General features: G+C 37.8%; 1 protein-coding gene. It reads right to left on the bottom strand.

Features of this window, described 5'->3' with window-relative positions; all coding sequences use genetic code 11:
- A partial coding sequence (locus tag GB932_RS22135; protein WP_197517212.1) for a hypothetical protein occupies window positions 1-372 on the bottom strand: 372 nt, incomplete at its 3' end.
- Between the last annotated feature and the right edge of the window lie 22 nt (window positions 373-394).

The raw sequence follows: 394 nt of genomic DNA, 5'->3' as shown, positions 1-394 counted from the left end.
GATATAACCGGCTTTTCCTTCTAATCTCAGCATCCAGTTTTTCCAGAATACAAGGTTAAGACTGGATCTGATATCGGTTCCCATCCCTGCAACGTGGAAACGGTCACTTCTTTCGTTACCAAAAAGTTTTACATTACTTTTCGGAAACATAAATCCGATTCCGGCTCCATAAGACCATACTAAATCTATATTTTTCTTATGAACAAGATTTTTGTATTTCTCAAGACCTAAGTTTTCATAGTTAAGCCCGTCTGTATGTTCGAAAGTAAGGAACTTCTCATCTGCAAGATTAACCTGCCCGTTCTGAACCATTGCTGCATATTCAGGATCTGAAATATGACCTTTGAAACCTACAGTCTGGTTCTGATCCATTACATATTTCATATGGTCTATC

Source organism: Microbacterium karelineae (genome assembly GCF_009745985.1).
GTDB classification, from domain to species: domain Bacteria; phylum Actinomycetota; class Actinomycetes; order Actinomycetales; family Microbacteriaceae; genus Microbacterium; species Microbacterium karelineae.
This window is presented reverse-complemented; position numbering and strand designations above follow the sequence as displayed.